Consider the following 21,889-nt stretch of genomic DNA (forward strand, 5'->3'; position numbering starts at 1 on the left):
CGCTGGCATCGGCGATCAGAAACTGCCAAAAAGCTCAAATTGTGCCGCCGAAATCGACCATCTGGTCAGTTCGGCTTGCTGCAGGAGTTGTTCGCTGGCATAGTTTCAACCTCGTCGGGTTCCGCGCGGTCGATTTCCAGGCGGGCCATTCTGAGGATTAGGGTCGCTGTCGTCAGACCAAGACTTTCAGCTTCGATTGCTGCAGTATCTACCTTGCGTGCAAGGCCTTCTCGTTTGCTTAGGACTGCCATAGTTGTTTCCTGTTATAGGTGCGAGATGAAGAATCCCACTCTCATCGCGGAGCTGCACGCGAAGCTCGGAGCCCCATCGAGCGATGCCGTGGAAAGCCTTCGATTGTTGAAGGCGTTCCTGAAGCTGGCTCCGGGCCAGCGCATCGAAGTCGTCGAACTGGTCGAGCGGCTCACCTCGGAGCACAACTCGGAAACCGATCGTCCCCTGTCCTGACCTCACCTTCCCTAATTGCTCGCGTCAGCTGCGGGCGGCTGCGTCGCAATCGCGTAGACTGCGTCGTCAAGGGCTTCCGATTCGTGGAGCGTCCCGGCCGGCAGCAGGATCTTGTCGCCAGCAGTGCAGATGCGTTCGCCGCCCTCCCATCGGAAGGTCAACCGGCCTCGGATCACCACGAGGATCTCGTCGACCGGGTGGGTGTGGAAGTGATGGACCTTGCCTGCCGCGTCATGCTGCAACTCGATGCAGCCCTGCCTGGGCAACAGCGCGAGGATGTCGGGATCAATCGCGAATTCCGTCTTCGTTCCAGCGATGATCTGGGTCATGCGGCCTGCTCCTTGTCTTCGACCGAAGGCAGCTTGGTTTGCGCGAGCCTGTGGAAGGGGCAGGCTGGCGGCGGTTCGTTTTCGTCGTAGAGGAAGTACTGCTTGTATTCCCGGCCTTCCGGATCGCCGTAGCGCCCCAGCAGCGGTGACGCCGTCGTCGTGTCGAACGGCGCGAGCCGCTTGCGCACTTCGCCGAAAGCCTTCGCTGCAGCCCGATCGGTGCCGAGGATCTTTTCGAACACCCAGCGTGGCTGGAACGTGAGCATGAAGGCGCTCGAGCGCCGGCTCTGCCGCATCACATGCGCCGGCGTGCTGCAGACGACGAAGATCGGCTCCCCGGCGAACGAGAACTCCCACATCGGATCGTCGATGGTTTGCGGGATGTGTGCCGGCCACGGTTGTTTGTCGATGCGCGCGAGTTGATCGAGGATACGCCAGAACTTCTTGTAGTAGGCGTCGAGCGTTTGAACCGGTCGAGGCCGCGTGAACAGAACGAGCGAGGTGTTGGGTCCGTGCGAACGAGATTCCGATACGAACAGTGCGAGCTGCTTGCCGAGAGCGTCCGTGTCGAGAGGATCGAGAAACAGATAGCGAAGCTGATCCTGCCGATAGCCGGCGACGCCAAAGATGCAGGGAAAAGGGCGAGCATCGCTGCTCATTTGAGCTTCGAACTCCGAAAACAGGACGCTCTGCCAGCTGCTGACGCGATAGCTGGCTCGAACCTCGTCCTTCCTTAAAAACAAACGCGACATACTCACCCTCTCTGTTATGCTTAAGTATTCGGTGTCAGTCTGGGCCTCATCATCAGTGGTCCGAAAATGCCCGGTAGGGACATCAGCAGAAGAGCTGCCAGCAGGGTCGCGTAGCCGGCGTCGTTTGCGACGGCGTGCAGGCTTGAGCCGTCACCGGCACCAAGTCCGCTTGCGGCCATCATGGCGAAGGCGATGACGGGCTGCGCAAGTCCTGCGAACACGCCCGCCGAGGTTGTGTTGATCGAGGCCCCAACGCCGATACGTTCCACCGTGTAGAGATGCTTCGTGCATTTCAGGATCAGGGGAACCGTGCCGCCTGCGACAAGGCCCAGCACGGCAAACACCACGCCGACATAGACAAGGCCAAATGCATGAGCGAGAGCCGGCCACAGCATCGCGACAAGCAGCATGCGAAGCAGGCTGATGCGTATCAAGGCCGAGTCCAGCGACCGCGTCCGGTCGGCAGCATGGCCGAGAAAGATGGATCCGATCGCATTTCCGACCATGAAGGCGAGCAGGGGAGCGCCGGCGGCCGACGGTGAAATGCCGAAATAATGCGACACCATCGGAATGCCCCACACGCCAGCCAGGGTCGTGACCACCGCGAAATGCGACGCGAAGCTCATCGCGCAGCCCCAATTCGCGGCTGATCCGAGCGACTGCCAACTCGCCAGCAGGACGCTCTTCAGCGTCCTTCCATTGTTGTTCGATGGCGCGGCCTTCAGCGCCACCGCGGCGCATGCCAGGTTGGCGATCCCGACACAGGCGATGAAGAAGAAGCAAGCACGCCAGCCGAAGCCGCTGACGGCGGCTGCGAGCGGAGTGGTTGCGATGACGCCACCGGCATAACCAGACACCTGGGAGATCCCGGACATCAGGCCGAAACGCTCGTCTGTAAAGCTCTGCGCGACCAGCTTCAGCAACGCGGTGAATACGAGCGCGTCGCCGCAGGCCACAATCACGCGGGCTATGAAGACGTCGAACAGGGTGGGCGAGAGCGCGAATGCCAGACTGCCGATCACCGATGCCGCCATGCTGCACAGCACGACGCGTTTGACGCCGTAGCGATCGACCAGCAGACCAGCCGGAATCTGCATCAACGTGTAGCCCCAGAAATAGCTGGAGGCGAGCATCGCGACACCCGAAGCGTCGGTGCCGAAATCGCGCATGAAGCTCAGGCCGACGGCCTGCGGCGACATCCGCTGCAGAAATGCGATCGCATAGGCGAATGCGACCGTTCCCCACGCAACATAGGTACGATCGAGCAGCCTGATCGGCGACGAGGATGAGGATACGGCGTGTTGTCCGAGCACTGCCATCACACCCTCGCGTAGCCGACCGAGAACAGCGCGTCGGCTGAATTCGGGATGATCCGCGACATGGCGGCCTCGACGAGAGAGGCCGTGCCGCGATAGTCCTGTCGAATGTGCTCGATGTGTCCATAGGCGCCGCGCATGATCATGCCCGGCACCTCGAGCGGCTTGCCCGGATAAAGCATCGCGCACATTTCGATACAGGCAGCCTGCAGATCGGCGTCAGCGGCGTCAGCGAGCAGCGACGGTGCAACCATTTCGCAGATCTTCGCGTTGGCGGCCCACACGATGGGATTGCGCGTGCGCCAGCCGTAGAGAAGCCGCTCGCTGTGCGAAGCTGCGCAGGGATGTTTGAGAATTTGCGATGTGAAGAAGCCGTACAGGCCACGTCCCTGATACGCCGGAAGCACTTCGGTCCCACTGCGATAGATGGCCATCCGTTGCGCAATGGTCATGACGCGATAGACCGAGAAGGCGATGAGTTCGACGCGATCGTAGACCAGAATGAGGCTGTATTTGCTGTCGAAGGGCGACGAGGAGGCGGTCCAATGCGGTTCGATTGCTTTCCAGTTAATCGCAATGATCGAATTCATCGCATCCATGATCGGCTGACGATCCGAGCAGCCGATCTCGGACGCGTCAGGAAAGCTGTAGACGGCATAGTCGCCCCAGGGAGAGGCGATGGTCGGGTATCGGCCATCCAGCTTGAACGCCATTGCACGGACTCCCACTCTGCAGTGCAGGCTATACAGGCGGCCGTCCGATGGCTTAAAGGACAATATGCCCTCGAATTCTGCCAAGTCCCGGCGCGCAGTTCTGCCTCCAGACGCCACCGAAAGACGGTTGGTCATCGTCGCCTTTCCAGGCGTGACGCTGCTCGACGTGTCCGGGCCGGCCCAGGTGTTCGCCGAGCTCGCCGACATCGAACTGCCGCGCCCAGGCTATGCACTGAGCTACGTCTCGAGGCACGGCGGTCTGGTGCCAACAGACGTCGGGCTGATGATCGATACCGCGCCGATGACGGCCATCGATCCGCGTGAGGTCGACACGCTGCTAATTCCGGGCGGGCCGGGCATCTGGAAGTTGCGCCAGGACGAGGCGCTGATGCGATGGATTGGTCAGGCGTTGCCTGATGCGCGGCGGATCGCCTCGGTGTGCCTTGGCGCGTTCGCGCTGGCATGGGCGGGAGCGCTCGAGGGCAAACGCGCTGCGACCCATTGGCGCTATTGTCCGCGACTGCAGGACAGCTTTCCCAATGTGAAGGTCGAGCCGGACGCGATCTTCGTCCAGGATGGGCGCGTCTGGTCCTCAGCGGGCGTCAGCGCCGGGATCGATCTCGCGCTGGCCATGATCGAGGAGGATTTCGGCCATACGATTGCGCTCGACGTGGCTCGGCGGCTGGTCGTTTTCCTCAAGCGTCCCGGCGGCCAAAGCCAGTTCTCCACCGTGTTGGCCGCGCAGGCCTCCGACGTCGAGGGACGATTCAGCGCGCTGCATGCCTGGATCATCGAGAACATCGCGAGCGATCTGCGCGTCGAGACGCTGGCTGCAAAGGCCGGCATGTCGCCGCGCACATTCGCCCGCACCTATGTCAGCCGAACGGGCATGACGCCTGCGCAGGGCGTGGAGGCGCTCAGGGTCGAGACGGCGCGACTCCTGCTCGAAAGTCGCCAGGTGGGCAGCGTGGTCGAGGTCGCGCAAAGGGCCGGCTTCGGCGATGACGAGCGCATGCGCCGCGCGTTCCTGAGGCACCTCGGCGTCTCGCCTTCGGAGTACCGCCGCCGCTTCTCGGGCTAAGCTGATTGCGATTGCGTCAGGCGGTCGTATTTTCTCCTCGCGCAAGGCTTGCGGCTTGCGTTCGAGTTAATTCGACCTGCCGAGTTGGGGCCAGAGTGGCCGTGCCGTCGAAGATCGGCCTAAGGCTTCAGTAAAATGCTGCGTGTATTGAATGGAAAAGTTGATTCACTTCCGCTTCGATGTTTGTAGTCGCGGGGAGAGAGGCCATGACGAACATCCTGCCCTTTCGTTCAAGGACAACGCGGTCTCCGTCGCACCTGGAGGCCGAGGGTGAAGTTGGTGTCGCAGCAGTGGGGGCCGCCCGGCTCGAGCCCATCCGTTCCTCCGGGCGCAGCAGCCAGGACGAGGTCAGGAAGACGATCATCCTGCTCGATCTTGCTTTGCAGCATGCGCGCGAGCTCCGCAGCATGGTCGCAAACGACGACGAGCGGTGGATCTATGACCGGCATCTCGCCTCGATCGAACTCTCGCTCCAGATTGCACGGGAACGTGCCTTCTCATTCTGAGATCGTCGATATCGCACGACTGCTATCTCCGCATCGGCAGCTGCAAATCGACGGCGACGCAGGCTGACAAATGTGGTAGTTGGGTCCGCGTGGAGGACGCCAACAATGACCCAAACAAAATTGGAAGTGCCGGCTGAACTGCGCGACCTTGCGGAGAAGACGATCGCGCAGGCCGAAAGAGCCTTCGAAATGTTCTTCGATGCTGCCGGAAAATCGATCACGACGGTTCCCGGGCCTGCGGCCGAGATGTCCAAGCAGGCCCTCTCGCTCACCGAGCAGAACATCAAGACGGCCTTCGAACATGCGCGTAAGCTTGTCCATGCGACCGAGCTTGAAGAGGCCATGCGGATCCAGTCCGAATTCCTGCGCAGCCAGTTCACCAATGCCGGCGAGCACATGAAGACCATCACCGCGGGCATTATGGCCGCAGCAAGCAAAGCGACCGAGCCCAAGACCTAGGGCAGCGCATGTGACCGCATGAAGCGGGCATCGGCGGCTGCTGAGCCGCCGATGGTCGAAACTTATTTCCGCAGCGAAGCGATATAGGCCGCGATGTCGGCCGCCTCGAGGCGGTTGAGCGGAAAGCTCGGCATTTTGGGGTGCGGATCGAGCAGGAAGAAGGCGACCTTCTCCGGAGTGAAGTCTGCCTTCTGGGCGATCTGCGCGAAAGACGGGACATCCGCGCTGGCCTGCTTCTGCGTTCCCTCGACCAGGTGACACGAGGCGCACCAGCGCTTGGCAAGATCCGCACCGTGATCGGCATCGGCGGCCCATGAAGTGCTCGCCGTCGCTGCGGCTGCAATGGTCAGAATTGTCGTCACGAACACGCGCATCAGGAACTCCGTCTCATCGGTTTTTCGTCGAGCTTGTCCGCTCGTGTGGCAGCAAGAAAAAGCGGCTCGCCAATCCGTGCCATGTGGATCTATTGTCGGGGAGGGACGGACGCTTGCGTCCGCGCTCGACGCGTCGGACCGATCGTCTCATAGACCCGCTTCAGTTGCAGCAGGACTTTGGGAAATGTGACAGGTCGATCCGGCTGATGATCCGCCTGAAGAGGGCGCCCAGGCGGCTCAGGAGGGAAGGGCGGGGCGCCTTAGTGGCCGCTAGTTCCTGGGCAGCATAGGACATGTGGGCCCCCCTCTGTCGCCAAGCATCTTTCCTGTCCCCTTGTTGACGAGGTGCAGGCGACCGCAGGCCGGACATGCGACGGCTTCGTACAAATCGGTGTCGTCGGAGACCAGCGGCCCGACCACACCGACCTGCACGTCGGATCCCGTCTGGGAGCAGCGAAAAACGAGAGTTTCCATCCTCGAAGCATGCCAGATCAGGGCCCTCATGGCCTTGATCTGTCTCAACAGGCAACGAAGCTCCGTCCGAGAGCGTACCGGCGCGGAGAAAAAGAGCGGGTCAGGTCAGGCCGTGCGACGTCGCCTTCGCGAGACCCATGCGCTCGGCAACATTGGCGGTGGGCACGGAGGCCGTTTGCGCTGCCCGAAGCGCCGCGTCAATTTTCGATTTGACGCGCCGCGCGGCAAGCGCGGCCAGCCGGGTCTGAGTTCGTCCAGACTTGACCTGGTCGCCGAACTCATACCGCCATTCCCAAATGTCCGGTTCAGCAGTCGGCACGACCGTATATTGGACACCTCGGTGGATCACGGAACCCCCCTTTAACTCTTCCACTCCAAGTCAACGTCTAACCCATCTACAATCAATCCGGGCAAATACGGGAGTGGAACTTTTGCCAGCTACGCGAGGCAAAATAGTTAACACCGAGAAGTCCGCGATGTTCCCGCGCGAGTCCCGATGTTGCTTCGGAGCCAGCGAGGCCGGCCGGGTTGCCAATCGGCCAACGGAACCCTGTAAGAATGCGCGGATATCTGTGGCGGGCGCGGGACTGCGATCTTTGGTCTGGAAAAAATCGTCAGTGGTTGGAGCGACGCTGCTGGGATCAATGGTTGCAAGTTTCCCGGCTCTGGAGCTCCGTCGGGCGTGCGTCTATTTGACGCGAACGTCCGCAGCCCCGACGGCGGCTGCTGCGTCGAGATCGCTGTGGCTGGGAAGCCCACATCGGAGATGCCGATCCGGGACATCAGACGGGGGACGCCTTGGACCTCAATGATCGTGGTCTGGTTTGCGCGACGGCGGGCGCGGTTGACGCGGCACGTGATTGCCGCGATCTGCGCCTCGACGCCTGCCGAGGTCTCGCGCTCTGGTTCATTTTTGTCGATCACGTGCCGGACAACTCGCTGTCCTGGCTGACGCCGCGGAATTATGGCTTCAGCGACACGTCTGAGGTGTTCGTTTTCGTCTCCGGCTACACTTGCATGCTGGCTTATGGCGGAGCATTGCCGGCGCAAGGTTGGGCGACGACGGTGGTGCGTGCGCTGCGGCGAGCGTGGGAGATCTATGCGGCCTTCCTCGTGCTGCTGCTCGCCTATGCGGCGCTGGTCTGGGTCGTCGGTAATGGGGAGCGCTTCGTCGACGAGACGAATACGGGCTTTTTCTTCCGCGATCCCGGGCCCACGCTCGTGCATGTCGCGCTGCTGCAGTTTGCACCCGTCAACACCGATATCCTGCTGACCTTCGCGATCCTGCACATCTGCTTCCCCGCCGTCCTGTGGATGATGATGACCAGCCCGACCTTCACGCTGGTGATATCGTTCCTGCTTTACATGATGGTCCAACTGTTCAGCTGGCAGGTGCCGGCTTGGCCGAGCGGCGAACTCTACTTCAATCCGTTCGCCTGGCAGTTCCTGTTCGTCATCGGCGCTTGGTATGCCTATGTCGGCTCCGCAAGTCTGCGGCCGATCCTGGACTCGCGCACGCTCCTGATCGTCGCGCTTGCCTACCTTGCCTTCAGCCTCTTCATGGCTCTGAGCTGGGAGTTCAAGAGCCTGGAGGCATTGATCCCGTCGGCCGTCACCGGCCTGATCTATCCGATCTACAAGAGCCATCTGGCGCCGGTGCGGCTGCTCCACTTTCTCTCGCTGGCTCTCGTCGTATCGCGGCTGACACCGCCGCAATGGAACGGCCCGGCCCGCCCGCTGATGATGGCGATCATCCGCTGCGGGGAAAACTCGCTTTCCATCTATTGCATAGGGGTGCTGCTGGCGTTTATCGGGCAGGTCGTGTTGACTGATGTCTCCAGCGGTTTTGCCATGCAGCTGCTGATCAGCATCGCGGGAATTGCCGTGATGGTCATCGCCGCCACGCTGCTGACCTGGGAAACGCAGCTCGATCGGCGCGGACCAAGGCTGTTTTGACGGCCGCCGGTGCGGTCAGCGCCGGCGCGCCACCGCCACACCACACAGAAACGCGACGAACAGGCTGGCCAGCGGAGCTTCGCGGGTGATGGCGCTCAAGGTCGACAGCGCCGTCCCGGGGCGGCGCGCGTCCTTTGCAACGGCGCTCAGGCGGTCGACGGCCGCACTGAGGGTGCCCACGATCTCGCCGAGAGAGCGGGACATGTCCGTGGCCGTGTCGAGCGCGCGTTCTGCGACGCCCGGCTGCGGAGGTGTTTCGAACGTTTCGCTGCTCACTATCGTTGCCTTCTCGATGTTCATCGGCTCGGTTGATGATCGCCCGGCTCGATCCGATCGCGGTCGCAAGCGGGCTTGGCGTTCCAGGAAATGCGGGCTGACGCGATTGGTTCCGGCGGCGCCCAGGTTGCTTCAGGTGAATCCGGTGGAACGCCGTGGAAACGACATCCCTGCAACATCGGGGAGGGGTTATGTTCATCATGCAAGTGGAAGGATCTGGTTTTGACCCACGTTGACAAAGCCTCCCCGGGCCGCCTCGCCGTGCTGGGGGCCCCGATCGATCTCGGCGCATCTGTGCGCGGCACGCTGATGGGGCCGGCTGCGCTTCGAACCGCCGGGCTCGTGCCGCTGCTGGAAAGCCTCGGTCTCGATGTGACGGATTATGGCGACGTCGGGATCGCCGATATGACCGAACTCCGCGATGAGCCTCCTGCGAAGGCGAAGCATTATCGCCAGATCCAACGCTGGTCGCGGGTGCTGGCACGCCGAAGCCATGAACTGGCGCAGACCGGGGCGATCCCGGTGTTCTTAGGAGGAGATCACTCGCTGTCGATGGGATCGGTGAACGGCGTCGCGCGTCACTACCGCGATGTCGGTCAGGAGTTGTTCGTGCTCTGGCTCGATGCGCATGCCGACTACAACACGCCGGAGACCACGATCACCGCCAACATGCATGGCATGTCCGCGGCCTTCCTGTGTGGAGAGCCGGGCCTTGATGGCTTGCTCGGTGGCGACGTCCGCGCCACCATCCCCACCCAGCACCTCGAACTGTTCGGCATCCGCTCGATCGACAAGGCGGAGAAGGAGCTGCTGCGCATGCGTCGCATCAGCGTCGCCGACATGCGCGCCATCGACGAGTTTGGCGTCGGCGTCCTGACGCGCAGGATCCTCGACAAGGTCCGCGCCCGCAATGGCGTTCTGCATGTCAGCTTCGACGTCGACTTTCTCGATCCGGAGGTAGCGCCGGGGGTCGGCACGACAGTCCCTGGCGGAGCGACCTATCGTGAGGCGCATCTCATCATGGAGCTGCTGCATGATTCCGGCCTGGTGCGGTCGGTCGACATCGTCGAGCTCAACCCCTTCCTCGACGAGCGTGGCAAGACGGCCCGGGTTGCGGTCGAGCTGATTGGCAGTCTGTTTGGCCAGCAGATCACCGACCGGCCGACACCGACCAACGCGATCGTCCCGGATCTATGACACGTGCCGGACGCGGCGTTGCCGGGTCTGCTGACGGATGGGCTGAAGCGGATGCCGTGCGAGCTTCAGCACGGCATCCGCTTTGGCGGCGTCAGTAGCGCGGGTCGTACATCTTCTGCTCGACGAAACCGAGCAGGTCGTTCGGCGCCGGTCCGGAGGCGAGCCCGTTCTGATAGGCCACGCCCGCCACCGCCGCACCGATCAGGGCGGATACTTCGCGGATCCGCGGCAGCGCCGGATAAAGGCTTCCTTGTTCGAGATCAGCGCCGGTCACGCAGTTCGCGAGTGTGTGTGCGGCAGCCATGAACATTTCGTCCGTCACCAGCCGCGCCCCGCTGGCGATCGCGCCGAGGCCCACACCGGGGAAGATGTAGGAGTTGTTGCCCTGCCGGGGCACGAAGGTCTTGCCATCGAGCTTGACCGGATCGTAGGGGCTTCCGCAGGCAAACAATGCGCGGCCCTGGGTGTAACGATAGGCCGCCTCCGCCGAGCATTCCGCCTTCGAGGTCGGGTTCGACAGCGCAAAGATGATCGGCCGCTCGTTCAGCTCCGCCATCGCTTGCAGCACTTCCGGCGTGAAGGCGCCGCCGACCGCGGCAACGCCAATGATCGCCGTCGGCTTCAGCGTCCTGATCGAGGTCAGGAAGTCACCGATCGGTGCCTGCTCATGAGCGTAGCGCAATTTGTGACCGTGCAGGTTCTCACGTCCCTTTACCACGAGCCCGCGTGAGTCCGTGAGCCAGTTGCGTTGCAGCGCCTCGGCTTCGGACAGGCCTTCCGCCATCATGGCCGAGACGACGAGATCGGCAATTCCCGTGGCAGCCTCGCCGGCGCCCAGGAACAGCACGCGCTGATCGCGAAGGCGGCCGCCGGTAATGCGCAGCGCGGAAAACAGACCGGCCAGCGCGACAGCCGCCGTTCCCTGGATGTCGTCGTTGAAGACGCAGGCGTCGTCGCGATATTTGTGCAGCAGCTTGAAAGCCGCGTGGTTGGCGAAATCCTCGAACTGGATCAGCACGCCCGGGAAGGCCGCGCGCGCGGCGTTCATGAACTCGTCGACGAACTCGTCATAGGCTGCGCCGGTGATGCGCTTCTGACGGAGGCCGATATAATAGGGGTCCTTGAGGAACTCCTCATTGTTGGTGCCGACGTCCAGCATGACCGGAAGGCATTCTTCGGGATGAATGCCGGCGCAGGCCGAGTAGAGCGAGAGCTTGCCGACGGGAATGCCCATGCCGTTGGCGCCGAGGTCGCCGAGGCCGAGAATGCGCTCGCCGTCGGTGACGACGATGAGCTTGGCCCGGTAGGGCCAGTTGGCGAGGATCTCGGCGATCCGCCCGCGATCATTGGCAGAGATGAACAGTCCGCGCGGCCGCTGGAAGATCAGCCCGTATTTCTGACAGGCGAGGCCGACCGTCGGCGTGTAGATCAGCGGCTGGATCTCGTCGATGTTGTCGCAGACCACCCGGAAGAACAGCGCCTCGTTGCGATCGTGCAGCGCATTGAGCGCGACATATTTCTCCAGATCACTGGGCAGGCTGCGGAGGTTGACCAGAATGCGCTCGGCTTGCGCCTGCATCGACAGGACACCCGCAGGAAGGAAGCCGCGCAGCCCAAGCGCGTCGCGCTCCTGCTCGGTAAATCCTGTCCCCTTGTTGAGCAGGGGATCACGCAGCAGCGCAAGCCCGCGAGGGGAGTAGGTGGGTAGCGTCGGTGCGGTCATACGTTGCGGTTGGGTCAAGGCGGAGTCTCCGAGTCCTTTTCGAGCCTCGCGCTGCTGGAGCCGGTCGGCGTTGACCGGCATCAATCGAGACAGCATGGCGGGATCGGTCTGTTAACACAGATTCCGCGCCGCGTTGCACCAATGACGTTGTGCAACTGCGTTCTGATCGGCACCGCGACGATGCCGTTGGGCACTGCGCTCCAGACCAGCATGTGGATCGAATCGATGCCGGTGAAGCCGATCAGCGTGGCCGCGGCAATGATGCTGTAGAAGCCGGCCGCCTCGTCGGGCTTGGCTTCCAATGTCGCATGCCAGCCGAAGACCTCGGCCACGCCATAGGCGGCCGATCCCGCCAGCCGGCGACGCCGGTCACCAGACCAGCAGCCGGAACAAGCTCCTGGCCGATCGCTTCGGCTTGTTGGGCTCTGATGCAAAGATGATGGCCACGGCAGAACTCCGCCGCGCGGGATAGTGTATGTTGTCGAAGTCATTCGTCCCCTTTTTGTTCCAGTTGCGGGAACCGGAGAGGGGGGCCGGCGTTAGAGTCGGGGTGTATTGCGAATGGGGGCACGTTTGCCGGATCAGCGGCAGCCAGGGCAGGCTCAGGACCTCCGCTCGGCGGAGCGGGACAGGCTGTTTTCGGGGGGCAGCGAGCTCGCCGGGCTGATGCTGCAATTCGACTGGGGCAGCACCTCGATCGGCCCGCCGGAGCAATGGCCGCAAAGCCTGAAGACCGCCGTCAGAATCATGCTCACCTCTCAACAGCCGATCTGGATCGGGTGGGGAAAGCAGCTCATCTATCTCTACAACGACGCCTACAAGGCCATCATCGGCGGCAAACATCCCTGGGCGCTCGGACGTCCAACGTCGGTCGTGTGGCACGAGATCTGGGAGGATATCGGTCCGCTGCTTGCCAAAGCGAGCGGCGGCGATCGAGGCACCTATGTCGAGGCACAGCTCCTGATCATGGAGCGCAACGGCTTTCCCGAGGAGACCTACTACACGTTCTCCTACAGTCCGATTCCTGACGACGACGGGTCGCCCGGCGGCATCTTCTGCGCCAACACCGACGATACGCAGCGCGCGATCAGTGAGCGGCAGCTTTCCCTGCTGCGCGAACTCGCCAACGCTGCGGCGGAAGCTCGCAGCGTCGACCAGGCCTGTACGAGTTGCGCGCGCGCCTTGGCGCAGGAGCCGCGCGATCTCCCCTTCGTGATGATTTACATGATGGAGGAGAGCGGCAAGAAAGCCCGGCTTGCGGCGTTCACCGGGATCGATTCAACTCATCCCGCGGTTCAGCAAAGCCTGTCGATCGGGCGCGACAGCATGTGGCCGCTCGCCGAGGCGCTGCGACGGCAGTCGCCGGTTCTGGTGCGCGATCTGCGGCGATCGTTCGGCGTCGATTTTCCCAGCGGTGGCTGGCGACAGCCGCCCAAACAGGCGGTGGTGCTTCCCATCCTCGCGTCCGGCGAAATCGGTGAGAGCGGCTTCGTCATCGCCGGGCTCAATCCGTTTCGTCTCTACGATGAAAGCTATGCCCGGTTCGTGAACCTCGTCTCCGGCCAAATCGCCGCTGCTGCCGGAAATGGCCTGGCCTATGAGGCAGAACGCCGGCGGGCCGAGGCGCTGGCGGAAATCGACCGCGCCAAGACGACGTTCTTCTCCAATATCAGCCATGAGTTTCGCACCCCGCTGACGCTGATGTTGAGCCCGCTCGAAGACATGCTCGCGCGCACGGATGCGGGGCTTGGCGCCGAACAGCTGGCGGTGCTGAACCTGATTCACCGCAATGGGATCCGGCTGCTGAAGCTGGTGAACACGCTGCTCGACTTTTCCAGGATCGAGGCCGGTCGCATGACCGCGAGCTTCGAGCCGGTGGATCTGGCGGCCCTGACTTCCGAACTCGTGTCGAATTTCCGGTCGGCGACAGACCGCGCCGGCCTGCGCCTCGTGATCGAGGCTGCGCCTCTTCCACAGCCTGTCTATGTCGATCGCGACCTGTGGGAGAAGATCGTTCTCAATCTCCTGTCCAACGCCTTCAAGTTCACCTTCGATGGCGGAATCTCCGTCACGATCGGCATCGCACCCGACATGCGACATGCGGAATTCGCGGTCCATGACACCGGCACGGGCATTCTGCCGGACGAGCTGCCGCATCTGTTCGAGCGCTTTCGCCGCGTCGCGGGGGCGCGAGGCCGCTCCTACGAGGGGAGTGGGATCGGTCTTGCGCTGGTCCAGGAGATTGTCAAGCTGCATGGCGGCGACATCACGGCCGACAGCGAGCTCGGCCGTGGCTCCGTCTTCACTGTCCGGCTCCCGTTCGGCGCGTCGCATTTGCCGCCCGCCCAGCTCCCGTCCGCACGTGCGCAGGTCACGACCCATATACGGGCGCGGGCCTATATCGACGAGGCGTTGGGCTGGCCGAGCGGCGATGGGCCTGCCGAACTGCCGCATCCGTCATCACCGGACGATCTGGGACTTCCCGCTGCGGCGGTGGCCGGGCGAGACCGTGTCGTGCTGGCTGACGACAATCCGGACATGCGTGACTATGTGCGTCGTCTGCTCGGGCAGGACTATGACGTCGAAGCCGTCGGCGATAGCGGCGCCGCACTGGAGGCCATGCGACGCCGCCGGCCCGATCTTGTTCTGACCGACGTGATGATGCCCGGGATGGACGGGTTCGGTCTGCTGCAGGCGATGCGCAGCGACCCGCGGCTGCGCGACATTCCGGTGGTCATGCTGTCCGCACGCGCAGGCGAGGAGGCGAAGGTCGAAGGCCTCGACGCGGGTGCCAGCGACTATCTCAGCAAGCCGTTCAGCGCGCGCGAGTTGCTGGCGCGTGTCCGGGTGAACATCGATCTGGCTCGGGTGAGGCGCGAGGCCGAGACCACGTTGCGCGAGCTGAACGAGCGACTGGAGGCCCAGGTCTCCGAGCGAACGGCCGAACTGCAGGCGAAGGAGGCGCGGCTGCGAACGATCTTCGAAGCGAGCTATACGTTCCAGGCCCTGTTGTCCCGCGAGGGGACGCTGCTCGACGCCAATGTCACCTCGCTGGACGCGATTGCGGCGCCGTTGGACAAGGTCGCGGGGCTGCCGTTCTGGGACACACCATGGTTCACGGGCACGCCCGGCATGCCTGAGATGATCAAGTCGCTCGTCGACATCGTCATCCATGGCGAGGTCGCGCGCCGGGAGATTCAGCTCGATCTTCCGGTCGGGGGCCGGCGGTGGTTCGATTTCCAGATGCGGCCGGTGCGCGACGAGGCGGGACAGCTCGCGGCGATCGTCCCCGAGGCCGTTGAGTTGACGGAGCGTCGCCAGGCCGAGGAAGCGTTCCGGCAGGCCCAGAAAATGGAGGCGATCGGCCAGCTGACCGGCGGCGTCGCGCACGACTTCAACAACCTCCTGACCGTAATCAGGTCATCGGCCGATCTGCTGCGCCGGCGCCAATTGCCGCCCGAGCGGATGCGACGCTACGTGGACGCGATTTCCGACACCGCAGATCGCGCGGCCAAGCTGACCGGCCAGTTGCTCGCCTTCGCGCGGCGTACGCCGATGGAGCGCCAGGTTTTCGACGCGGCGCGCCATATCGAGCAGATCGCGGAGATGCTGCAGACCGTGCTGGGCGCGCCGGCCGTGATCGCGCTCGATCTTCGCGCCCGGCCATTGCCGGTCGATGTCGACATCAATCAGTTCGACACTGCACTTGTGAATCTCGTCGCCAATGCGCGGGATGCGATGGATGGCCGCGGCGTGCTGACCATCCGTGGTGAACGGGTCCATCATGGCGGAACGGGCGCGCCAGAGCCGTTCGTCTCGATCGCGGTCAGCGACACCGGATGCGGCATTCCGCCCGAGCAGCTCGATCGCATTTTCGAGCCGTTCTTCACGACCAAGGGCGTCGGCCGCGGCACGGGCCTCGGCCTGTCGCAGGTCTATGGCTTCGTGCACCAGTCTGGCGGCCGGGTGTTGACCGACAGCGAGGTCGGCAGAGGAACCACGCTGACCCTGCTGCTGCCGCTGACCGAGAAGCCGCTCGAGACGCATCAGCGGTATGAGCGTGCCCCTGAGCTGCTCACTGCGCGCTGGAATGTGCTGGTGGTCGAGGACAACCCCGAGATCGGCGAATTCTCGACGCAACTGCTCGAAGATCTCGGCTACCGAACCGTCCTGGCCCGAAGCGGGATCGACGCGTTGCGCATGCTCGACGACAATCCTGAACGCTTCGACCTCGTGCTCAGCGACGTCGTGATGCCCGGAATGGACGGGGTCACGCTCGGCCAGGAGATTCGGCGTCGGCTTCCGAGCATTCCGATCGTGCTCAACAGCGGCTATAGCGATGTTCTCGCCGATGGCGGTCGTCACGGCTTCAGCCTGATTCACAAGCCCTATTCGGTCGACGAATTGTCGCGCGTGCTGCGCCAGGTGATGGCCGGGCGGCCAACGAGCCCGGAGCGGGCTCCGTCGGAGTAGGGACGCATGTCGAGCCTCTGCTCCCGGATGCTCACCGCCGCGCCGTCAGCGCATGCTGACGAACTTGCCCCAAAGGCCGGCGAGCAACGCGCTTGTCATCATGTAGTGCGGCTTGTCGCAGAACAGGCCCCCGTAGCTGCAGACATCGGCGCCGACCGATCCGAGCTGATGCTGCCCGGCTGCATAGAACAGCGCGGACAAGACGGCCAGGACGACTGCGACGACATACATGATGAGACCTCCTTCTCCGGTTCAGCCGATGGGCGCGCAGGCCGTGCTGCTGATCGCCGTCGGCCATTGCGCTTGACACGTCGGGCAAATCAGGCGCATTTTGCCACTATCGAAAAAATCATAGAGCCCGCGCCGGGAGATCGGCAGCGGGCTTTTTGTTTGGTCGCGCAGGACTTCGCGTGGCGGTATCGAAACTGCAAAGCACGGCGACCGCATTTCGATCAAATTTGACATGTCGGGCAAATCACCGGCATGATGGCGTTGTCGGAATTTTCGAAATTGGCTTCGTCGGCCGCCGCTGGCGATCCGATCGGGGCCAAAAGCTCGGGCCCGCTGCTCGAACACTTGACCTGCTCATGCGTCAAAGCTGAGCCAGGGCTGGCTGCTGACAACCTTCTGAATATTGACCGTCCCGCGCGAAGGGGGCGGTCCGCGGACGTGACGACCGTCGTCGCGCCCGCTGCGGTCCCTTGCTCGAGGGATGGGGTTCGCGCCCGAAGCGATCGCGTCGTCCGCGATCCGCCGCGCCTATCGTTCAGTCCACGGGAGAGTACGAGACGCCGATCCGACGTCGTTCTCCTTGCTCGATCTCGTTCCCATTGCGGCTGCGGTTGCGCTGTCGTGATGGCGCCGCCTGATCTGACACTTCACCACGTCCGGAAGCGATCATGTCGAAAACGATCACTGAAATCCGCTCGATGGCGCGCAGCCACACCAAGACGGCGATCAACACGCTGGTCGGTGTGATGCGGTCGCCCAAGGCGACGCACGCGGCGCGTGTCTCTGCCGCCAATGCCATTCTCGATCGCGGCTGGGGCAAGCCGCCGCAAGCCCTGGAAAACAGCGAGGATGGCGCGCTCGAACTGATTCACCGCATCGAGCGCGTGATCGTGCATCCCGGCGACGTGGATCACGAGCAGGAGGGGGAAACCGCCGTGGAATAACAGCGTCGTCGCTCAGTCGCCGTTGACGGATTTGGCTGTTTGTTCTATTTTTGTTCTTAGGTGTCGGTCCCTTGTTAATCGTGCGGTCGAGATGTGGGCAGGTCACATGGGCGCAGCAGTGCGGCTTGGACAGGATCGATCCGCTCACTCCGTGGCGCGACTTCCCGCTGTCCGTCTGGTCCTGCTCGTCGTTCTGTGCAGTCCGGCCGCAGCGAGCGATGTCGTTATCAACTATGCGGTGGACGCAGAGGGGAAGACGGGCAGCGGCAAGCTCGATAGCTGCGGCTATGACAGTGTTTGTCGCTCCCGCGCTACTGATCTGGACGTTGACATCGTTGTCCGTCCAAGCACGACAACTTTTGCCACGCTAGACATGATCGTTCGAGGCGGGCCCGATTGCTGCTACACGCGCGATGCCGAACAAAAATTCCAGTCGAGGATCAACCCCGGTCCGATGCACTTTGCGATCTATCGGCGCAAGCGATCAAGCCGCGATGACTTCGTGATGAACGATTATTCCTGGTTTCAATGATTGGCACCATTCATCTTGAAATTTCGCAAACGCGCCCGGGGAAATCGTTCAGCGGGCCATGAGTAGGAAGGGGTGATCATGCGAATTAACAAAGGTGGGCTGATCGCCTCGGCCCTCTACGTCGTGCACTTTGTGGTGTTCAGCTGCCTATCTTATTTCGCCAGCCTGAAGTCCAGCGTGTTGCTGGCTGAAATGGCCGTTCTTCCGGCCGGGATGATCCTCGGTTGGGTGTGGTCAGCTTTTGGCCTTCACGATCCGCCCTTCGATACCGATAGTTGGATGAACAGCTATCTGTTCTATTTCCCCGTAAGCCTGCTCATATCCTACCTGTTCGGATGGATGATTCATAGTCTCTGGCGTCTGGTCGTCAGACGCATCGGTCCTGGCTTGGACCGGATCGATGCCCGTTTGATCAAACGACTCCATCGGAATTAGTCGCACGACGCGACGCCATTGCGGCGGCGAACGCCGGCCCACATAGCGGCGCGTGTGATGAGCCGCCCGTTCCCACCTTGCGCAGTCGCAGTTGAGTCCGAAGCGGAGCCGCCCGCATCGTTCGCATGGAGAGTGGCGCCGCCAGGTCGCGTCCACTGCGATGCGGTGAGCTGGCAGCGTTCATTCAACAATCTCTCTCAACACACATGGAGCCGATGATGGCCGCTCGACACTCGCTCACATTTCAGGTCAATCCCGGCCTGCCGGGGCACGCCGCCGTCGTCGTCAATGATCCGACCGGGCAGGTGTATGCGGGCTTCGGTCCAGAGCATCATGGTTCGATTTCGGACAAGGGCAAATTCGACGCTCATTCGATGCAGAATGGGAAGGCGCCACCGAACGACTTTTCCAGCGTCGCAGATGCCGGCCTGTACGCAACGTTCACGGTTCCGGTCACCGAACAACAGGCGGATCTCGCCCGTGTGGAGATCGCGAAGCTCAGTGCCGAGCCTCTTTTTTACAACGGCTGGGATCTTGCCCGTTTTTCGCAGGACCCCAGCATCTGTACGTCGATCGTGAATCGGATCACCGAAGCTGCAGGTCTCGGAAAGCACCTCTATCCGATACCGCAAGCCAATTATGAGTATCTGTCCGACATAGCCGACACGCTGGCGAAAGATCCAAAAGCGCAGCGATTGGCGCGAACGGGATTGCCTGTCCCTGATGCCCTCCGTGGGATTCAGAGGGACTACGCCTATGTCGGCGGCGGGGCAGACACTCCCTCCGAGCGATTGGGACGTCTTCCCGGTCGATCAAACAGCGGCGAGAAGTCCGTCCCCGTCGCACCCTTCGATGAGCGGTTTGGAGGCTGGACCAATCCAAACGCTGGAGCTGCCCTGCGAGGGCAGGCCGAGTCGGGCTTCACCAACCAGGAAAAGGGGCAGCCCTTACGCCGTCTTCGATCGCGGCAGGCGATTCCGACGGATCAATCCGCATTCGACGCTGGGGCTCCGTCCGTGCCGTTCCTGTCGGTCCCGTGGACCGCGCAGCCGGCTGGCAGGAGCAGGTGATCATTGTCCACCCTCAAGATCCCCACTGCGAAAGTATTCGAGCCGCTGCTGGCGCCGGCGCGCTACAAGGGCGCGTTCGGCGGCCGCGGCTCGGGCAAGTCGCACTTCTTCGGCGAGCTATTGGTCGAGACCTGCCAGGCCGAGCGCGGTACGCTCGCGGTCTGCATCCGCGAGGCGCAGCGCACGCTGGCGCAATCGTCCAAGCGGTTGATCGAGGGCAAGATCGCAGCGCTTGGCCTCGGCCAGGGCTTCCGTCCGTTCAGCGATCGCATCGTGACGCCGGGCGACGGCCTCATCATCTTCCGCGGCATGCAGGATCACACTGCGGAATCGATCAAGTCGCTGGAGGGATTTCGCATCGCCTGGATCGACGAGGCACAGACCTTGAGCGCGCGCTCGCTGTCGCTGCTGCGGCCGACGATCCGCGCGCCACGTTCCGAATTGTGGGCGAGCTGGAATCCGCGCCGCAAGTCGGATGCCGTCGATGATTTCATGCGCAGCCGCAAGCCCGAGGGGGCGGTCGTGGTCAAGGCGAATTGGCGCGACAACCCGTGGCTTCCGGCGGTGCTGGACGAAGAGCGCCGGCTCGACCTCGCGCTCTATCCCGATCGTTACGAGCACATCTGGGAGGGCGACTACGTGCGTGCGTTCGAAGGAGCCTATTTTGCCGATTTGCTGGCGCAGGTGAGACGCGAGGGACGGATCGGCAAGGTCGCGGCCGATCCGCTGCTGCCGCTGCGCGCCTTCATCGATATCGGCGGCGCCGGCGCGAGTGCCGACGCCTTCACGATCTGGATCGTGCAGTGGGTCGGCAATGAAGTGCGCGTGCTCGACTATTATGAGGCGGTCGGGCAGGTGCTGGCCTTCCACGTCAACTGGCTGCGCGCGCGCGGCTATCAGAACGCCATTCTCTACCTTCCGCATGACGGCCTCGCGACGAATGCGGTGACCGGCAAGCGCTACGCCGATCATCTGCGCGACGCCGGCTTTGCCGTGGAACCGCCGGTCAAGAACCAGGGCAGGGGAGCGGCGATGATGCGCATCGAGGCGCTCCGACGGCTCGGCCCGCAGCTATGGTTCAATGCCGAGACCACCGAGGCCGGACGCGAGGCGCTCGGCTTCTATCACGAGCGCAAGGACGAGACGCGCAATGTCGGGCTCGGCCCCGAGCACGATTGGTCATCGCACGCCGCCGACGCGCTCGGCCTGATGGCCGTCTGCTACGAGGCACCCGGGCGAACCGCGAGCTTCAACCGGCCCATCCGATACCAGGAAGCAGGGTGGCGGTGACATCGGCCGGACGGGACGCCTCGCACCGCTCTGAATTCGTCGCGGTGTCGCCGCAGCATTGAAGGATCATCGCCGATCCGTGCTTGTCCTATCAGGTACACTCTGATGCGCGACGCGACCGCTCGCAGCCTTCGCTTGCGGGACTGGCTCGCCAAGCCCGATCAGGCCGGATCGATCCGTCCGATCACTGTCCGGCTCGCGAAGAGACGGGACCTTTGGCGGATGACCGAAGACCTTCTCGAAGAACCGGCCAAAGGGGATCGCGAGGAATGCTGAAATGCCGAGAAGGAGTCCCCAATCGTCAAACGCGACATACCAGGCGCTGCACAGGAAGACGAAAAGTAGCACATAGACCAGCAAAGACTTCATGCAACCGTATGCAGCCGACTGCGCGCTATCGTCCGGCATCATGTGTGTCCGCTGATCGTGAGACCCAACGTGAACAGGAAGGCAGGAGAGATCGTCATGGCTGCGGAACAACTCATAGCAAGGCTCGTCAGCATGATCGCGCAAAGTCAAGCGAAGAAGCTGACATTGCGCCGCGCCTGATTTTGCAGATTTACAACCAGAAAGCGATTGCGCGGGTCGGAACAAATCATGTACAGGTTTGCGAGTTTGTTGGACCAGAAGACCGGATCGAAGGCTCATGATCCCATACTTGCAAGCAGCTGTGGCTGCACTGGCGTTTAGCGTTTTGACTCTGAATGTGGCTTTCGCTGATCAGTCTCAGGTCGACGACACGCCAGACAAGGTTGAGAAGCGGCCTGCGGGATCCATGGGTCCGTGCATGGAGTTCGACCAGATCAAGCTCACGGAGAGCCAGATTGGCGGGCTCCTGGCCGCGGCCGACGAGATCGACCAAGTCCGAGAGAACAGCCACGGTGGCTTCTACGAGATAGGTACTGAGACGATGGCCAAATTGGATGCGGTCGCCAGGAAGCACGGCCTGAGCGGATATCTCGAGTTCAAGACGATACGTGCCAACGTCATCCAGGTGTTTTCGGGCTATGACCGGGTGACCAAGCGATATGTCGGTCGGGAGCAATTGATCAGAGTCCGCGTCGCTCGCACGAAGGCAGATCGTCGCATGTCTGCAAAGGAGAAAACTGACGAGATCGATTCGCTGGAGGCACAGCGCCAATGCACCCTTCCTGCGATCAAGTTCAGGTCCAACATCGATCTCGTTCACAAGAACTACGCGCCTCTGGAGTCCAGCAAGTTCCAGAGGTGACATCGACGCGGCGCTGCTCCTGCCGGTGGTCCCGTGCCGTCGGCATGAACTCGTCACCCGAC

At 62.8% G+C, this 21,889-nt stretch carries 24 protein-coding genes and 1 pseudogene; 14 read left to right on the plus strand and 11 right to left on the minus strand.

Annotation, left to right across the window (positions count from 1 at the left end; genetic code table 11):
- Positions 1–276 precede the first annotated feature (276 nt).
- On the plus strand, positions 277–465 hold the full coding sequence (locus ACVIJ6_RS21785; RefSeq protein WP_041750924.1) for a hypothetical protein: 189 nt from the start codon (positions 277–279) through the stop codon (positions 463–465).
- An 11-nt stretch (positions 466–476) separates the two neighbouring features.
- Here ACVIJ6_RS21785 and ACVIJ6_RS21790 read toward each other — a convergent pair whose 3' ends face one another.
- The 4 genes from ACVIJ6_RS21790 to ACVIJ6_RS21805 are packed head-to-tail and all read right to left on the minus strand — an operon-like array spanning position 477 to position 3,710.
- Positions 477–794, minus strand: coding sequence for a cupin domain-containing protein (locus ACVIJ6_RS21790; protein ID WP_456774368.1), 318 nt, complete (start codon positions 792–794; stop codon positions 477–479).
- Positions 791–1,546: a YqcI/YcgG family protein gene (locus ACVIJ6_RS21795; RefSeq protein ID WP_456774369.1), complete on the minus strand. Its 756-nt coding sequence runs from the start codon at positions 1,544–1,546 to the stop codon at positions 791–793. Before ACVIJ6_RS21795 ends, ACVIJ6_RS21790 begins: the two co-directional genes overlap by 4 nt.
- A gap of 20 nt (positions 1,547–1,566) precedes the next feature.
- Positions 1,567–2,865: an MFS transporter gene (locus tag ACVIJ6_RS21800; RefSeq protein ID WP_456774370.1), complete on the minus strand. Its 1,299-nt coding sequence runs from the start codon at positions 2,863–2,865 to the stop codon at positions 1,567–1,569.
- The gene (locus tag ACVIJ6_RS21805; RefSeq protein ID WP_456774371.1) at positions 2,865–3,710 is read right to left on the minus strand and encodes a hypothetical protein; all 846 of its coding nucleotides are present in this window, start codon (positions 3,708–3,710) and stop codon (positions 2,865–2,867) included. The genes ACVIJ6_RS21800 and ACVIJ6_RS21805 overlap by 1 nt, the downstream gene beginning before the upstream one ends.
- Between ACVIJ6_RS21805 and ACVIJ6_RS21810 the strand changes: the two genes are divergently transcribed.
- From ACVIJ6_RS21810 to ACVIJ6_RS21820, 3 genes are all read left to right on the plus strand, one after another.
- The gene (locus tag ACVIJ6_RS21810; RefSeq protein WP_456774372.1) at positions 3,640–4,656 is read left to right on the plus strand and encodes a GlxA family transcriptional regulator; all 1,017 of its coding nucleotides are present in this window, start codon (positions 3,640–3,642) and stop codon (positions 4,654–4,656) included. The two genes, ACVIJ6_RS21805 and ACVIJ6_RS21810, sit on opposite strands and share 71 nt — an antisense overlap.
- A 206-nt stretch (positions 4,657–4,862) precedes the next feature.
- Positions 4,863–5,162 carry a hypothetical protein gene (locus tag ACVIJ6_RS21815; protein WP_456774373.1) on the plus strand — a complete coding sequence of 100 codons (300 nt, stop codon included), beginning with the start codon at positions 4,863–4,865 and terminating at the stop codon, positions 5,160–5,162.
- A gap of 105 nt (positions 5,163–5,267) precedes the next feature.
- Positions 5,268–5,621: a phasin gene (locus ACVIJ6_RS21820; RefSeq protein ID WP_012045720.1), complete on the plus strand. Its 354-nt coding sequence runs from the start codon at positions 5,268–5,270 to the stop codon at positions 5,619–5,621.
- A 62-nt stretch (positions 5,622–5,683) separates the two neighbouring features.
- On the opposite strand, the gene ACVIJ6_RS21825 is transcribed toward ACVIJ6_RS21820, so the two are convergent.
- Together ACVIJ6_RS21825 and ACVIJ6_RS21830 are read right to left on the minus strand one after the other, a co-directional pair.
- Positions 5,684–5,995: a c-type cytochrome gene (locus tag ACVIJ6_RS21825; protein ID WP_456774374.1), complete on the minus strand. Its 312-nt coding sequence runs from the start codon at positions 5,993–5,995 to the stop codon at positions 5,684–5,686.
- A 574-nt stretch (positions 5,996–6,569) separates the two neighbouring features.
- Positions 6,570–6,818 (minus strand): hypothetical protein, encoded by a 249-nt coding sequence (locus ACVIJ6_RS21830; protein ID WP_456777050.1) that lies wholly within the window; start codon positions 6,816–6,818, stop codon positions 6,570–6,572.
- 470 nt (positions 6,819–7,288) lie between these two features.
- Between ACVIJ6_RS21830 and ACVIJ6_RS21835 the strand changes: the two genes are divergently transcribed.
- The gene (locus ACVIJ6_RS21835) at positions 7,289–8,425 is read left to right on the plus strand and encodes an OpgC domain-containing protein (protein WP_456777051.1); all 1,137 of its coding nucleotides are present in this window, start codon (positions 7,289–7,291) and stop codon (positions 8,423–8,425) included.
- Between the two features lie 15 nt (positions 8,426–8,440).
- Here ACVIJ6_RS21835 and ACVIJ6_RS21840 read toward each other — a convergent pair whose 3' ends face one another.
- On the minus strand, positions 8,441–8,701 hold the full coding sequence (locus tag ACVIJ6_RS21840; RefSeq protein WP_172240144.1) for a hypothetical protein: 261 nt from the start codon (positions 8,699–8,701) through the stop codon (positions 8,441–8,443).
- 222 nt (positions 8,702–8,923) lie between these two features.
- Between ACVIJ6_RS21840 and rocF the strand changes: the two genes are divergently transcribed.
- Entirely contained in the window at positions 8,924–9,898 is a 975-nt protein-coding gene (gene rocF, locus ACVIJ6_RS21845) for an arginase (protein ID WP_456777052.1), read from the plus strand.
- 91 nt (positions 9,899–9,989) lie between these two features.
- On the opposite strand, the gene ACVIJ6_RS21850 is transcribed toward rocF, so the two are convergent.
- Both ACVIJ6_RS21850 and ACVIJ6_RS21855 read right to left on the minus strand, forming a co-directional pair.
- On the minus strand, positions 9,990–11,621 hold the full coding sequence (locus tag ACVIJ6_RS21850) for an NAD-dependent malic enzyme (RefSeq protein WP_456777053.1): 1,632 nt from the start codon (positions 11,619–11,621) through the stop codon (positions 9,990–9,992).
- A gap of 134 nt (positions 11,622–11,755) precedes the next feature.
- Positions 11,756–11,977: pseudogene (locus tag ACVIJ6_RS21855) on the minus strand (divalent metal cation transporter); the annotation flags it as partial.
- Positions 11,978–12,182: 205 nt separating this feature from the next.
- On the opposite strand from ACVIJ6_RS21855, the gene ACVIJ6_RS21860 reads away from it, so the two are divergent.
- A complete protein-coding gene (locus tag ACVIJ6_RS21860; RefSeq protein ID WP_456774375.1) occupies positions 12,183–16,094 on the plus strand; it encodes an ATP-binding protein in 3,912 nt (1,303 codons plus the stop codon).
- A 45-nt stretch (positions 16,095–16,139) separates the two neighbouring features.
- On the opposite strand, the gene ACVIJ6_RS21865 is transcribed toward ACVIJ6_RS21860, so the two are convergent.
- Positions 16,140–16,325, minus strand: coding sequence for a hypothetical protein (locus ACVIJ6_RS21865; protein WP_172239982.1), 186 nt, complete (start codon positions 16,323–16,325; stop codon positions 16,140–16,142).
- Between the two features lie 21 nt (positions 16,326–16,346).
- Positions 16,347–16,670, minus strand: a complete 324-nt coding sequence (locus tag ACVIJ6_RS21870; RefSeq protein WP_456774376.1) for a hypothetical protein — start codon at positions 16,668–16,670, stop codon at positions 16,347–16,349.
- Between the two features lie 323 nt (positions 16,671–16,993).
- Between ACVIJ6_RS21870 and ACVIJ6_RS21875 the strand changes: the two genes are divergently transcribed.
- From ACVIJ6_RS21875 to ACVIJ6_RS21905, 7 genes are all read left to right on the plus strand, one after another.
- On the plus strand, positions 16,994–17,269 hold the full coding sequence (locus tag ACVIJ6_RS21875) for a hypothetical protein (protein ID WP_012045710.1): 276 nt from the start codon (positions 16,994–16,996) through the stop codon (positions 17,267–17,269).
- A gap of 106 nt (positions 17,270–17,375) precedes the next feature.
- The gene (locus tag ACVIJ6_RS21880; RefSeq protein WP_456774377.1) at positions 17,376–17,801 is read left to right on the plus strand and encodes a hypothetical protein; all 426 of its coding nucleotides are present in this window, start codon (positions 17,376–17,378) and stop codon (positions 17,799–17,801) included.
- Between the two features lie 78 nt (positions 17,802–17,879).
- Positions 17,880–18,236, plus strand: coding sequence for a hypothetical protein (locus ACVIJ6_RS21885; RefSeq protein ID WP_456774378.1), 357 nt, complete (start codon positions 17,880–17,882; stop codon positions 18,234–18,236).
- A 218-nt stretch (positions 18,237–18,454) separates the two neighbouring features.
- Complete coding sequence (locus ACVIJ6_RS21890) at positions 18,455–19,306, plus strand: hypothetical protein (protein WP_456774379.1); 852 nt, start codon at positions 18,455–18,457, stop codon at positions 19,304–19,306.
- 3 nt (positions 19,307–19,309) lie between these two features.
- Positions 19,310–20,596 carry a PBSX family phage terminase large subunit gene (locus ACVIJ6_RS21895; RefSeq protein ID WP_456774380.1) on the plus strand — a complete coding sequence of 429 codons (1,287 nt, stop codon included), beginning with the start codon at positions 19,310–19,312 and terminating at the stop codon, positions 20,594–20,596.
- A 105-nt stretch (positions 20,597–20,701) separates the two neighbouring features.
- Positions 20,702–20,872 (plus strand): hypothetical protein, encoded by a 171-nt coding sequence (locus ACVIJ6_RS21900; RefSeq protein WP_456774381.1) that lies wholly within the window; start codon positions 20,702–20,704, stop codon positions 20,870–20,872.
- A gap of 370 nt (positions 20,873–21,242) precedes the next feature.
- A complete protein-coding gene (locus tag ACVIJ6_RS21905) occupies positions 21,243–21,827 on the plus strand; it encodes a hypothetical protein (RefSeq protein ID WP_456774382.1) in 585 nt (194 codons plus the stop codon).
- Positions 21,828–21,889: the final 62 nt, after the last annotated feature.

The organism is Bradyrhizobium sp. USDA 4369 (assembly GCF_054056435.1).